General features: G+C 68.2%; 11 protein-coding genes. All 11 read right to left on the reverse strand.

Translation table 11 applies throughout. The features are described 5' to 3' along the window. Positions 1–114 precede the first annotated feature (114 nt). On the reverse strand, positions 115–1932 hold the full coding sequence (locus C8J26_RS16665) for a hypothetical protein (RefSeq protein WP_244185360.1): 1818 nt from the start codon (positions 1930–1932) through the stop codon (positions 115–117). Then, entirely contained in the window at positions 1932–3020 is a 1089-nt protein-coding gene (locus tag C8J26_RS16670) for a protein-glutamate methylesterase/protein-glutamine glutaminase (protein ID WP_056415157.1), read from the reverse strand. The genes C8J26_RS16665 and C8J26_RS16670 overlap by 1 nt, the downstream gene beginning before the upstream one ends. A 3-nt stretch (positions 3021–3023) precedes the next feature. Further along, positions 3024–3833 carry a CheR family methyltransferase gene (locus tag C8J26_RS16675; protein WP_107959417.1) on the reverse strand — a complete coding sequence of 270 codons (810 nt, stop codon included), beginning with the start codon at positions 3831–3833 and terminating at the stop codon, positions 3024–3026. 125 nt (positions 3834–3958) lie between these two features. After that, complete coding sequence (locus C8J26_RS16680) at positions 3959–4444, reverse strand: chemotaxis protein CheW (protein WP_107959329.1); 486 nt, start codon at positions 4442–4444, stop codon at positions 3959–3961. Then, positions 4441–6252 (reverse strand): methyl-accepting chemotaxis protein, encoded by a 1812-nt coding sequence (locus C8J26_RS16685; RefSeq protein ID WP_107959330.1) that lies wholly within the window; start codon positions 6250–6252, stop codon positions 4441–4443. Before C8J26_RS16685 ends, C8J26_RS16680 begins: the two co-directional genes overlap by 4 nt. A gap of 55 nt (positions 6253–6307) precedes the next feature. After that, on the reverse strand, positions 6308–7996 hold the full coding sequence (locus C8J26_RS16690) for a methyl-accepting chemotaxis protein (RefSeq protein ID WP_107959331.1): 1689 nt from the start codon (positions 7994–7996) through the stop codon (positions 6308–6310). A gap of 54 nt (positions 7997–8050) precedes the next feature. Further along, positions 8051–8557, reverse strand: a complete 507-nt coding sequence (locus C8J26_RS16695) for a chemotaxis protein CheW (protein ID WP_107959332.1) — start codon at positions 8555–8557, stop codon at positions 8051–8053. A 4-nt stretch (positions 8558–8561) separates the two neighbouring features. Next, positions 8562–10574, reverse strand: a complete 2013-nt coding sequence (locus tag C8J26_RS16700) for a chemotaxis protein CheA (protein WP_107959333.1) — start codon at positions 10572–10574, stop codon at positions 8562–8564. Next, positions 10571–10939: a response regulator gene (locus C8J26_RS16705; protein WP_107959334.1), complete on the reverse strand. Its 369-nt coding sequence runs from the start codon at positions 10937–10939 to the stop codon at positions 10571–10573. Before C8J26_RS16705 ends, C8J26_RS16700 begins: the two co-directional genes overlap by 4 nt. Next, entirely contained in the window at positions 10936–11247 is a 312-nt protein-coding gene (locus C8J26_RS16710; protein ID WP_107959335.1) for an STAS domain-containing protein, read from the reverse strand. The genes C8J26_RS16705 and C8J26_RS16710 overlap by 4 nt, the downstream gene beginning before the upstream one ends. Before the next feature lie 238 nt (positions 11248–11485). Further along, positions 11486–13051 carry an alkaline phosphatase D family protein gene (locus C8J26_RS16715; protein ID WP_244185362.1) on the reverse strand — a complete coding sequence of 522 codons (1566 nt, stop codon included), beginning with the start codon at positions 13049–13051 and terminating at the stop codon, positions 11486–11488. Between the last annotated feature and the right edge of the window lie 16 nt (positions 13052–13067).

Below are 13067 nucleotides of genomic sequence, written 5' to 3' on the forward strand. Positions count from 1 at the left end.
CGGCCTGACGGTGGCGGCGGTCGGCGGGGTGCCGCCTTTGCCGGGATCGCCGGAGTCGGTGCCGTGGCGATGGTTGCGCTACGCTTTGCCCTGCCTTCCTACCAGCGGCGGCGGTCAGAACAGGCCGTCGTCGTCGTCCTCTTCGGCGTCCGATGCCGCGGGGGCGGCAGTGGGCTCGTCCGGCCGCAGCGCGAACTGGCGGTGGATCTCGCGTTCGCGCGCCATCGTGTAGAGGCTTCGGATGGCATCGAGGAGGTCGGCCAGCGCGGGCTTTGCCGCGTCGGGGCAATCGTCTCCGGTCGCGCCGAAGCCGGCGAGGTGCGTCGCGTGATCGGCCAGCGTGCCACCCACCGCATGGCAATCGACGCTGTCGGTCGTCGTGCGCAACATGTCCGAAATCGCGGTCGCATCGTCGCCCAGCCCGGCCAGCCCCTCGCGCATCCGCACGCTCCCCTCGCGGATCCGGTCGAGCGACTCCGCCAGCGGCTGCGTGACCTCGCCGTCTGCCTCGGGGCGGCCGATCGCGCCTGCAGCGCTCGCCAGCCGTTCGAACAGTGCGCCGATCCGGCCCGACATAGCCTCGAGCGCGATGGCAAAGCCGCGGATCTCGGACGCCACCACCGCGAGGCCATGGCCCGCTTCCCCCATCCGGTAACTGCGCAGATCGGTGTTCCAGGCCATGTGCTGGACGTCGTCCTTCACGCGGTGGACGTTGCGCAACCGCGCGGCCAGTTGCGCCGCCATCGCAGAGGTCGCCTCGCCCAGCCGTTGCGACTGGGCATCCGCCTCGCGCAGCCGACCGGTGACGCTCTCCGCCTCGGCGACGCTGCGTTCGAGCCCAGACAGGAACGTCGTCTCACCCTGGCCGCCCCCACTGTCTCCGCCGCTGTCGCCGCCACTATCACCGCTTTGCCGAAACGTCAGCAACGCGGCGGCGCGCGGCGCGATGCCGTGGAGGTTCTGCGTCAACACATGCGTCTCGCGCTGGAAATCCCGCGCGGTATCGGCCGCCTGTGCCGCCAGCATCGCGATCCCATAGCCTCGCACGGCCGCTGCGGCGTCGGCGTCCAGCGCGAGATCCGCATCGACGGCATCATGGATCATGCCGAGCCCGGTCACCACATGCTCGATCCGCTGCCGTGCGATGTCGCCGATCTGCAAGGCACCCAGCGCGGTCGCCAGCTTGGACCGGACATCGCGCGCGACCTCGGCGATCTCCGCCGCGCGCGCCGCCAGCACCGTCTGATGTGCCTGCAGCGCGCCGGCATCCTCGGCCAGGCTGGCGGGAACACGCGGGATGACCGCCGCGCATTCGGCGGTAAGCTGCTGCTCGACGCGGAACACGCTTGGCACCAAGTCCACCAGCACCTCGACCTCGACCCCGATCCGCGCCATTTCGGCCTCGGCGACATCCAGCTTCACGAACATGTCGTCGGCGAAATCGGAGAACTCGGCCATCCCGGCCGACGCGACCTTGATGTTGAGCCCGCAGATGCGAAGGAAGCTGAGCGTCCGGTTGACCCGGCTGATCTCGCCGCGCAGCGCCACGCCGATCTGCTGGACGTCGCGCAGGGCAGTCGCACGCGCCGCCTGCGACTGCGGAAGCCGGATCAGCCGGTCCGCCGTCGCGCGCATGTTGGCCACCGCAGCCGCCGCGCCGTCGGCATCCATCGCGCCCGTCACGCGCTCCAGCGCGGCGATGAGGCGTTCGACGATCTCATATGTCTGCGAGAGCGCCGCGCCGGCAGCGACGAAGCGCGAATCGAGCCCCCGCGCGAGGTCGGCGAGCGCCGTCCGCAGCACCTCCAGCGACTGCGGCATCGCCCCGCCGCCTGCGCGCGAGTCCTCGACGGACCCGGCGGCAGGCGCGTCCGCGAGCCTCTCGGGTGACGCGGCGACCTCCTCCGCCCCGGGCGATACGACGATCTCCATCAGCGGTTCGCCGCGCCCAGCATCTGTCGCGCGATCTGCCCGAGCGGGATCACGTGATCCGCCGCGCCGCGCGCGATCGCTTCCTTGGGCATGCCGAACACGATCGAGGTCGCCTCGTCCTGCGCGAAGGTGATCGCGCCCGCCTGCTTCATCTCGAGCAAGCCGCGCGCGCCGTCGTCCCCCATGCCCGTCATGATCACGCCGACCGCATTCGACCCCGCGGAGCGCGCGGCCGAGCGGAACAGCACGTCGACCGACGGGCGATGCCGCGACACCAGCGGCCCCTCGCGCACGCTGACATGATAGCGCGCGCCCTGCCGCTCGAGCATCGTGTGCTTGCCGCCACCCGGAGCGATCAGCACCTGGCCGCGCAGCACGGCGTCGCCGTCGCTCGCTTCCTTGACGTCGACCTCGCACAGCCCGTCGAGCCGGCGGGCAAAGGCGCGCGTGAAATTCTCGGGCATGTGCTGGACCACGACGATCCCCGGCGCGTTCGCGGGCAGCGCGCGCAGCACCTGGCTCAGCGCCTCGGTGCCGCCCGTGGAGGCACCCAGGCACAGCACCATTTCGGTCGTGCGGCTCATCGCGCGGCTGCTTGGCGGCGGCAGCATCGCGTCGGCGGTGAGCTTCTTCTCTGGGGTGTGCGGGCGGACCGCATGGCCCGCCGGACGACCGCGGACGCGCGCGCGGGCGGCCGCCTTCACCACGTCGCGGATCTGCATATTATGCTCCGCCAGATGATCCGCGACGCCCATCTTGGGTTTCAGGATCACGTCGACCGCGCCCGCCTCCATCGCCTGTAACAGCGTTTCGGAGCCGTCCTCGGTCAGCGACGAGCACATCACCACTGGCACCGGGCATTGCCCCATCAGTTTGCGCAGGAAGGTGATGCCGTCCATCCGCGGCATCTCGACGTCGAGCGTGATGACGTCGGGGACTTCCGCCTGGATCGCACGCGCCGCGCTGAACGGATCGGCGGCGGCGGCCATCACCTCGATATCGGGGTCCTCCTGCAGCACCGCGGTCATCATATGACGCACGCTCGCCGAATCATCGACGACGAGGACGCGGATTTTGCCGTTCTTCATTGCTCAGCTCCGCTTGAAGATGGTGTTGGCGACCTGCACCAACGGCAGATCGTGCCCGGCGACCGACTCGGCATGGCCGAGAAACAGGTGCCCGCCGGGGACGAGGCAGTCGATCAGCCGCGACACCACTTTGCGCTGCGTCGGCCTGTCGAAATAGATCAGGACGTTGCGACAGAAGATGAGGTGCATCGGATCCCCGACCGGATACCGCTCGTCCATCAGGTTCATCCGCGCGAAGCCGATCGCGCTGCGCAGCGCGGGCACGATCCGGACCTCGCTGCGCCGCGAATCGCGCGACGTCGCGATATAGCGGCGCAGCGCATGCGGCACCGGCTCGACCGCTTCGGCGGAATAGATCCCGGTCCGCGCCGCTTCGAGCACGTCGGTATCGAGATCGGTCGCGAGGATGCCGTAACCCGGGCCACCGCGGTTGGTCGCCCAATCGTCTAGCACCATCGCCAGCGTATAGGGCTCCGGCCCGGTCGAGCAGGCGGCGCTCCATGCGCGGATCCGGTCGACCCGCCGGTCGATCAGGTCGGGCAGGATCGTCGATTCGAGATAGTCGAAATGCTGGGGTTCGCGGAAGAAGTCGGTCTTGTTCGTGGTCACCGCATTGAGCAGGTGCAACGCCTCGGCATCGAGCCCGCCCGTTACGAACACATGGTCGCAATAGGCATCCAGCGACGGCAACGACAACGCCCGCATCCGGCGCCGCAACCGCCCCTCGAGCATCGTCTTCTTGCTGTCGGGCATCTTGATGCCCGCGGTGGCGTAGATGTAGGTCGCGATCTTGACGAAGTTGCGGTGGCTGATCTGGTCGTTGCCCGACCCGGCCGGACCGATCGGTGCGGGGGCAGTGGCGGCGGTGGCGGCGGCTCTGGGCACGTCGATGCTCCGGGTAGAGGGCTCCAGGGACAGTCGCCCCGGGGTACAAGGGTTCAGGCGGCGTGCGCGATCGACCTGCTCAGCAACGGGACGTCAGCCGACGAAAAGACGCGCGCGATATCGACCAGCACGACGAAACCGTCGGGCCGTTTCACCACGCCGCCGATATAATCGGACGGCCAGCGCACGCCGATATCGGGGGCCGCGTCGATCTGGTCGCCGCGGAAGGTGCTGACCTCGAGTACGCGGTCCACCACCAGCCCCAGCATCAGCGCGCGGTCCGCGAGCGGTACGTCGACCACCAGGATCCGCGTGCTCGGGGTCGGGTCCGCATGCGGCAGACCGAGGCGAAGGCGGAAGTCGATCGTGGTCACCCCCTGCCCGCGCATGTCGGTCAAGCCGAGCAGATATTCCGGCCCGTTGGGGATATGGAAGGTCTCGCGATAATCGAGGATCTCGCGGACGAGCGTCACCGGGACGGCGAACACCTCCGCCCCCAGCCCGAAGGTGACGACCTGGATTTCATGCGTATCGCTCATGCTGCCTGTGCGCCGAAATCGGCGTCCTCTGCGTCTGGGCCACCACGGGCGAGATCGAGCGCGAAGCCCTGCGCGCGCGCCTGCTGGTCGGCTACTGAGTTGGGGCGGGGCTTGGCCAGGCTGCGGGCCGGTGCCTTGCGGATCGGCATGCTGGTCCTGGCGACCGAGGCCTTGGCGACCTTCACCGGCCGCGCGCCATGCGTGTCGAGCCGGAAATAGGCGATGCTCGCCTGGAGCTCCTCGGCCTGCGCGGCGAGTTCCTCCGAGGTGCTGGCGACCTGTTCGGATGCGCTCGAATTCTGCTGCGTGACCTGGTCGAGCTGCTGGATCGCCTGGTTGATCTGATTGGCACCGATGTCCTGCTCGCGGCAGGCGGCGCTGATCTCGGCGACGAGTTCGGCGGTGCGGCGAATGTCGGGCACCAGCTTCGTCAGCATGTCGCCCGCTTCGCTCGCGGCACGCAGCGTATCGCTCGACACCGCGCCGATCTCGGCGGCGGCACCCTGGCTGCGTTCGGCGAGCTTGCGCACTTCGGACGCGACCACCGCGAAGCCACGGCCATGTTCGCCCGCGCGCGCGGCCTCGACCGCGGCGTTGAGCGCGAGCAGATCGGTCTGGCGCGCGATCTCCTGGACGATGCCGATCTTCTCGGCGATCGTCCGCATCGCGCCGACCGCACGGTCGACCACGATCCCGCTCGCCTCGGCGTCCTTGGACGACTGGCGCGCGATCTTCTCGGTCTGCGCGGCATTGTCGGCGGTCTGCTTGATGTTGGCCGACATCTCTTCCATCGCCGCGGACGCCTGTTCGGTCGCGGACGCCTGTTCGGTCGCGCCCTGCGACATCTGTTCGGAGCTGGACGACAGTTCCTGGCTGCCCGACGACACGTTGTTCGCCGCGCTCGAGGCATCGCCCACCACGCCGCGCAACCGCTCGATCATCCGCGCGAGCGCGAGACCCAGCGTGTCCTTGTCGGACAGCGGGTGATGATCGACCGTCAGGTCGCCGCCGGCAATCTGGTCGGCGAGCTGCGAGGTCTGACGCAGATTGGCGGTCATGCGGTTGACGGTATCGACGAGGTCCTTGATCTCGTCGTTGCTGGTGACCGCGACATCCTGGTCGAGATCCCCGATCGCCACCGCATCGATCGCCGTGGCGACCTTGCGCAACCCCAGCGTCACGGTGCGCGAGATCCACAGCGCGGCGATGATGCCGATCGCCAGCGCCGCCACGACCAGGCCGATGAACAGCGAGCGCGCCGCATCATAGACGTCGTCGCCGGTCTTGCTCGCCGCCGCGCCGCCATCGACGTTCAGCTTGACCAGTTTGAGCAAATCCCCCGAAAAGTCGTCGAACAGCGTTTTGCTGTGCTCGATCCGTCGCGCCGCTTCGGCATTCTGGTTCTGGCGCGAAAGCGTCAGGATCTGGTTGCCCTCACGCACATAGCGATCGAACTTCTCCGAGAATTGCGCGTAGGACGCGCGCTCCTGGTCCGACGAGATCAGCTTCTCGTAGCGCGCGCGCTGCTGCTTGAGCGTGGCGAGCGTGGCGTTGATCTCGGTCTCGACCTGCTCCATCTTAGCCGGATCGGTCGACGCGACGTGATAATATTGGCCGACGCGCAGGTCGGATGTCGCGGTGTTGATCCGGTGGAGCGCATCGATGCTGGGCATCCAGTTATCGGTGATCTCGGTCGACTGGGCGTTGATAGCGTTCATCTTCAGGATGCCGACCACGCCGAGCGCGGCGCAGATCAGCAGGACGGCGGCAAACGCGCCGGCCAGTTTCAACTTGATCGTCGGACGCATGGTCAGATTTCCTTCCTGACGCGGGTGTGATGATCGACGGCGCGCAAACCCTGGGTCATGCCGCCGCCTCGAAAGCGCGGTCGTGGTCGTCGGCGCCACCCTGTTGCAGGTCGAGCGCGAAGCCGTTCAGGCGGGCCTTCTGGTCTCCGATCGATCCCGGCCGATGCCTGGCGACGCGCGGTGCGGGCGCAGGCTTGCGGACGGGCGCAACGGGCGCGCGGGTCGGTTTCGCGACACGCACCGGCCGTTCGACCCCAGCATCGCGGAAGAAGGCGATCGTCGCCTGCAGCTCCTGCGCCTGCGCGGCGAGTTCCTCCGACGTGCCGGCAATCTGTTCGGATGCGCTCGAATTCTGCTGCGTGATCTGGTCGAGCTGCTGGATCGCCTGATTGATCTGGTTGGCACCGATGTCCTGCTCGCGGCACGCGGCGCTGATCTCGGCGACCAGTTCGGCGGTGCGGCGGATGTCGGGGACCAGCTTGGTCAGCATGTCGCCCGCCTCGCTCGCGGCACGCAGCGTATCGCTCGACACCGCGCCGATCTCGGCGGCGGCCCCCTGGCTGCGTTCGGCGAGCTTGCGCACTTCGGACGCGACCACCGCGAAGCCACGGCCATGCTCGCCCGCGCGTGCCGCCTCGACCGCTGCGTTGAGCGCGAGCAGGTCTGTCTGGCGCGCGATCTCCTGGACGATACCGATCTTCTCGGCGATCGTCCGCATCGCGCCGACCGCACGATCGACCACGATCCCGCTCGCCTCGGCATCCTTCGACGACTGGCGCGCGATCTTCTCGGTCTGCGCGGCGTTGTCGGCGGTCTGCTTGATGTTGGCGGACATCTCTTCCATCGCCGACGACGCCTGTTCGGTCGACGATGCCTGTTCGGTCGCGCCCTGCGACATCTGTTCGGCGCTGGCCGACAGTTCCTGGCTGCCTGACGAGACGTTGTTCGCCGCCGCGGCCGCATTGCCGATCACCCCGCGCAGCGTCTGGGTCATGTGGTTGACGGTATCGACCACGTCGCGGATCTCGTCGTTTGAGGTAACCACGACCTCATGGCCGAGGTCGCCGCTGGCGACCGAGTCGACGGCTTCCGCGATCTTGCCGAGCCCGCGCGACACCAGCCGCGAAATCCAGAGCGCGGCGGCGATGCCGATGACGATGACCGCGACGAGCAGCGCGATGAACAGCGACCGCGCCGCGGCATAGACCTCGTCCCCGGTCCGGCTCGCCGCAGCGCCGCCATCGACGTTCAGCTTGACCAGCTTGGTGAGATCCGCCGAAAAGTCGTCGTACAGCCCCTTGCTCGCCTCGATCCGACGCGCCGCCTCGGCATTCTGGTTGGCGCGCGACAGAAGCAGGATCCTGCGCTGTTCCTGGACGTAACGGCCGAACTTCTCGGCGAACTGCGCATAGATCGCGCGCTCGTCGTCCGAGGAGATCAGCTTTTCATACCGCGCCCGCTGCCGGACAAGCAAAGCCAGGTCGGCGTTCATCTCGGCCTCGACCGCCGACATCTTGGCATCGTCGGTCGAGGCGACGTGGTAATATTGCGCGACACGCAGATTGGCGGCCGACGTGTTGATCGCATGGATCGCGTCGATGCTCGGCATCCAGTTCTCGGCCATATCGGTCGACTGGGCGTTGATGACGTTCATCTTGTAGATGCCGACGACGCCCATCCCGGCTGAGATGAGCAGAACCACGGCGAAAACCGCCGCTAGTTTCATCCGTATCGTGGCGCGCATGATGTCGTGTCTCCTGGCAGGCTTTGGCCTGAGATCGGGATCGGGGAAAGGCGGTCAGTGGACCGACGCACGCCCAGCGGCGTCGTCGCCGCCGGTGAGCGGATTGAAGATCGCGGTGAGATCGGGGAGGACGATCACGCCCTCTTCGCGGCGCACCAGCTCGCGGACATAGTCGCGGCGCCAGCGCATTCCGACCGCGGGCGGCGCTTCCGCATCCGCCTCGCGCAGCGTCGCGACTTCGTGGACCTTGTCGGTGCGGATGCCGAGCTGGATCGGCTCGCCATGCGCGTCCATCTCGATCACGACGATCCGGCTGTCGACCGTGGCCTCCGCCGCGGGCATGCCGAAGGCGAGCCGCAGGTCGGCGATCGGGATGATCTTGCCGCGGAAATTGACGACGCTGCCGACCAGCGCGAGCGCGCCCGGCACGGCTGTCTCGGGCAGCAGGTCGAGGATCTCGCGTACCAGCACCGCTTCCAGCGCAAAGGTCTCGCTGCCGAGATCGAACGTCAGGACTTCAAGGCCACCCGTCGCGTCCCAGTGAATCATGCTCTTTTCCATTGGCTTATCCAGCGGCGCGCAGCCGCTCCTCCTGATGCTGGCCCAAGGCGACGAGTTGCGAGACGTCGAGGATCAGCGCGACCCCGCCGTCGCCGAGGATCGTCGCGCCGGCGAAGGTGGTGACTGCCTGGTGCAGCAGCGACATCGACTTGATGACGGTCTGGTGGCTGCCGATGATCTGGTCGACGACCAGCCCGACGCGCTCGGTCCCGGTGGCGATGACGACGATCTTCTGGTGCGGATCGGGCCGCGTGCCGGTGTCGAACATCTCGCGCAGCCGCAGGAACGGCACCAGCCGTTCGCGCAGCGTGATGAAGCTGCGCCCGCGCGACCGCAGATCGTCCTCGAGGCTCAGTTCGATGCATTCCTCGACCGCGGCGAGCGGGATGACATAGCGTCCGTCGCCGACCCGGACGAGCAACCCGTCGATGATCGCCAGCGTCAGCGGGATGCGCAGCACGACGGTCGATCCCTCGCCCGGCTTGCTGGTGATGTCGATTGCGCCGCGCAGCGTCTCGATCGTGCGCTTGACCACGTCCATGCCGACGCCGCGGCCCGACAGGTTGGTCACCGTCGCGGCGGTGGAGAAGCCGGGGTGGAAGATCATGTGCAGGATCTCGGAATCGCTCAGCACCTGGCCCGGCTGGATCAGCCCCTGCGATTCGGCCTTGGCGCGCACGCGCTCGCGATCGATCCCGCGGCCATCGTCGCGGATCGTGATCATCACCTCGCCGCCCGCCTGGCTGGCGGAGAGCCGCACCTTGCCGACCGGGGACTTGCCCGCCGCGATACGTTCCTCGGCGGTTTCCAGCCCGTGGTCGCACGCGTTGCGGATCAGGTGGACCATCGGATCGGCGAGCCGCTCCATCACGGTCTTGTCGACCTCGGTCGCCTCGCCCTCGGTCTCGAGCTCGATCGTCTTGCCGGTCTCGCGCGACAGGTCGTGGATCAGGCGGCGGAAGCGGCTGAACAGCGACGCGACCGGCACCATCCGCAGGACCATCATCGTCTCGCGCAGTTCGCTCGCGAGCCGTTCGATTTCCTCGGAGATCGAACGTAGCACCATTTCCATGCCGATCACGCTGCCATGCGCGAGCTGCGACAGGCGGCTCTGGACGATCACCAGCTCGCCGACCCGGTCCATCAGCTCGTCGAGCCGCTCGGCGGGGACGCGCACGCTTTCGCCGGACTTTGCGGGCTGGCGGCCGTTCGCCGGGGCGACGGCATCCGGGGCGGGGATCGCGGCGGGCGTGGCGGGCGCGACCGCATGGAGCTGCACCGGCGGGACATCGTCCAAGGCGTCGTCGACGGCGGCGGCGGCTGGCGCAGCGGTCTCCAGTGGCTCGATCGAAAGCTCCATGTCGTCCATCACGAAGATGAACACGTCCTCGATATCGCCGCGCGAAATGTCGCCGTGCAGCTCGAGATCCCAGCCGATATGGCATTCGACCGGCACCAGATCGGGCAGCATCGGCACGCGGTCGACCCGCGCGATCACCCGGCATTCGCCGAACTCGCGCAGTTCGTCGAGCAGCATCAGCGGGTTGGTCCCGTTCGCCATCGCTTCGGGGGGCAAGCGGAACGACAGCCGCCAGCCGGCCTTGGCGGGCTCGGCCACGGTGTCCGGAGCCGCGGCGGCACCCGCGCCTTCGATCGCGGCCTGCAACGCCTGCAGGATCGCGTCACCGGCGGCCTCCTGGCCCGTGCCGTCGCCGTCGATCAGCGCGCGCATATGGTCCTTGGCGGACAGGATCACCGCGACCAGCGCCTGCGTCGCGGGCACCAGCCCCTTGCGGACGCGATCGAACGCGCTTTCGCAGTGGTGCGTGAAGGTCGCCAGCGCATCGAACCCGAACATCGCGCCCGAGCCCTTGAGCGTGTGCAAGCCCCGGAACACCGCGTCGACCAAGTCGCGGTCGTCGAGCCGGTGGCCAAGGTCGAGCAGCGCCTCCTCGATCTGGTCGAGCAGGTCGGCGGCCTCGATGCGGAACGCCGCGATCGGATCCTGCCCGCTCATCGTCCGAGCACCTTGCGCGAGACCTTGATGAGCTGTTCGGGGACGAACGGCTTGACCAGCCAGCCGGTCGCACCGGCCGCCTTGGCCTGCTGCTTCATCGAGTCATCCGATTCCGTGGTCAGGAAGATGATCGGCGTGCCGCACTGGTCGGGCGATTTGCGCAGCTCGCGGATCATCGTCAGCCCGTCCATGTTGGGCATGTTGAGATCGGTGATGATCAGGTCGAACCGGCTGGCGGTGGCGGCCTTCAGGCCCTGGACCCCGTCCTCCGCCTCGGTCACGGCATAGCCCGCCCCGCTCAGCGCGATCCGGATCGCCATCCGCAGGCTGGGGGAATCATCGACAGTGAGAATGGACGCACTCATTGCGGCAGGTCTCCGTGGAACCAGAATTGCAGATCGGCGGGATCCGCGTCGGTGGTGAAGCCGCCGCGCTTGAGCAGGGCGGCGAGCGGGCCCTGTGCGGGCGAAGCGAGGCGGATCGTCTTGTCCAGCCGCTCGGCATGGTCGCGCGCGGCGTATACGGTCTGCACGAAGCTCAGATCGACGTCGGCGACCGCGGCGGCATCGAGTATGACCTCGTCATTATCTGCAAAAGCCGCCAGCAGCTGGCCCTGGAACGCCGCGCCGGTACGGACCGTCATGGCTGCGGGCAGCTCGATGATCGCCTGCATCCTATCCCTCGTGACTGGACGGTTGCGCGGGGACCATCCCCGGCAAACCGATCATGATCATTATAGAGGGGACGGTGGGCGGGCCTGTCGGTCGGGACGAGAATTCGGTTCCGCGCACGCGCCGGGATCATGCAGGGATCATGATCATCGCCGGTTGACCGGGCGAAGGCAGGCGCCCGTCAAGGCGCTGCGCCGCCCTGAGCGCGAAGCAGCGGGCAGCGTGAACATCGCGGCTGCGTCAGCCGGATTGCGGTCCGGGCTGCTTGGGGTCGACGACAAACCTCGCGATCGTGGAGATCTGCCCCCCGGGCCGGTCGACCTGATCCATGACCTTCACGTCGGCCCGCCAGGCGTCCGGCGTGACCGTGAACAGCTGGTAGCCCCGCTGATTGTTGAGCAGTGCGACGTTCGGGTTGTTGGCCAGCGTCCCGGTTTCCCCGGGATAGTGCGCCCCGCCCGTCCCCCCCGACGAGATCGAGGTCGCGAGGAACTCGGTCGCGATCGCCGCGCCGCCGACGTCATCGGCGTCGCGCGGTACGGACCCGACGACATGCTGGTGCAGGTCGCCACTGCCGATCACGACGTTCTTCAGCCCGCGTCGCGCGATGCTGTCGACGAGCCGCTGGCGCGACAGCGGATAGCCGTTCCAATTGTCCTTGCCGACGACGGGTGCGGTCGCGCCGTCCTTGCGCGCGTCATAGGGCATGAGGAGCACCTGTTGCGCGACGAAGTTCCAGCGGGCGTCGTTGCCGAGCCCGCGATCGAGCCAGGCTTCCTGCGCCGCGCCCAGCATCGTCCGGTCCGGCCGGTCGACAGGACGGCAAGCATCGAGTTCGACGCGCCCGATGCCGGGACGCTCGCAGAGCTGATCGCTGCGGAACGAGCGGGTGTCGAGCACGTGCATCCGCGCGAGCGTGCCGTAATCGAGCCGGCGATAGGCTCGCACATGCGCTGCGCCCGGTCGCTGCGCGCGGCGGACGGGAACATGCTCATACCAGGCCTGCAGTGCCGCCGCCTTGCGCAGCGCGAAGATCTCGGGCCGGTTGCCATCCTTGTCGAATTCGCCCGCCCAATTGTCGTCGATCTCATGGTCGTCGAACGACATGATGAACGCGACCGCGGCGTGCGCGGCCTGAAGATCGGGATCCGACTTATATTGCGCGTAACGGCGGCGATAGGCGTCCAGCGTGTACGTCTCGGCTCCCAGATGCTTGCGCGGGCTGGGCTCGGTCCGCGCCACCATCTCGTAGATATAGTCGCCATAGTGAAAGACCGCGTCGAGGTCGGGCTCGCGTGCGACATGCGCATAGGCGGTGAAGAACCCCGTCTCGAAATCCTGGCACCCCAGCATCGCCAGACGCAGCCGCTCGGGCGACGTGCCTGCCGCCGGTGCGGTACGCGCAGTGCCGACCGGGCTCGATCCGGCACCAGCGACGAGGAAGCGATACCAATAGGGCCGCCGCGATTGCAGGCCGTCGACTTCGACATGCACCGAATGCGCAAGGTCGGCCTTCGCCACTGCCACGCCGGTCCGCACGACCGTCCGGAAACCGGGGTCTTCGGCCACCTCCCAGCGCACCGGAACATCGTGCGGCGGCATGCCGCCACCGGGCGTCTGCGGCTCGGGCGCAAGCCGGGTCCAGATGACGAACCCGTCGGGCCACGGCTCACCCGACGCGATGCCGAGCGTGAACGGATCGCGCGTGAAATTGGCGCGCGCGAGCAGCCGCGGCGCGCCGACTCCGCCCAACAGCGCGAGCGAAAGGCCGGCCTTGACCATGTTACGGCGATCGAACTGAGGCACGGCGGTACTCCCTGAC

Source organism: Sphingomonas aurantiaca (assembly GCF_003050705.1).
In the GTDB taxonomy this organism is placed as follows: domain Bacteria; phylum Pseudomonadota; class Alphaproteobacteria; order Sphingomonadales; family Sphingomonadaceae; genus Sphingomonas; species Sphingomonas aurantiaca.

Excerpts from the sequence above, each read along its gene's own strand:
- C8J26_RS16705 (WP_107959334.1), bottom strand. The coding sequence starts at position 10,939 with ATGAGTGCGTCCATTCTCACTGTCGATGATTCCCCCAGCCTGCGGATG.
- C8J26_RS16700 (WP_107959333.1), bottom strand. The coding sequence starts at position 10,574 with ATGAGCGGGCAGGATCCGATCGCGGCGTTCCGCATCGAGGCCGCCGAC.
- C8J26_RS16695 (WP_107959332.1), bottom strand. The coding sequence starts at position 8,557 with ATGGAAAAGAGCATGATTCACTGGGACGCGACGGGTGGCCTTGAAGTC.
- C8J26_RS16690 (WP_107959331.1), bottom strand. The coding sequence starts at position 7,996 with ATGCGCGCCACGATACGGATGAAACTAGCGGCGGTTTTCGCCGTGGTT.
- C8J26_RS16680 (WP_107959329.1), bottom strand. The coding sequence starts at position 4,444 with ATGAGCGATACGCATGAAATCCAGGTCGTCACCTTCGGGCTGGGGGCG.
- C8J26_RS16670 (WP_056415157.1), bottom strand. The coding sequence starts at position 3,020 with ATGAAGAACGGCAAAATCCGCGTCCTCGTCGTCGATGATTCGGCGAGC.
- C8J26_RS16685 (WP_107959330.1), bottom strand. The coding sequence starts at position 6,252 with ATGCGTCCGACGATCAAGTTGAAACTGGCCGGCGCGTTTGCCGCCGTC.
- C8J26_RS16710 (WP_107959335.1), bottom strand. The coding sequence starts at position 11,247 with ATGCAGGCGATCATCGAGCTGCCCGCAGCCATGACGGTCCGTACCGGC.
- C8J26_RS16665 (WP_244185360.1), bottom strand. The coding sequence starts at position 1,932 with ATGGAGATCGTCGTATCGCCCGGGGCGGAGGAGGTCGCCGCGTCACCC.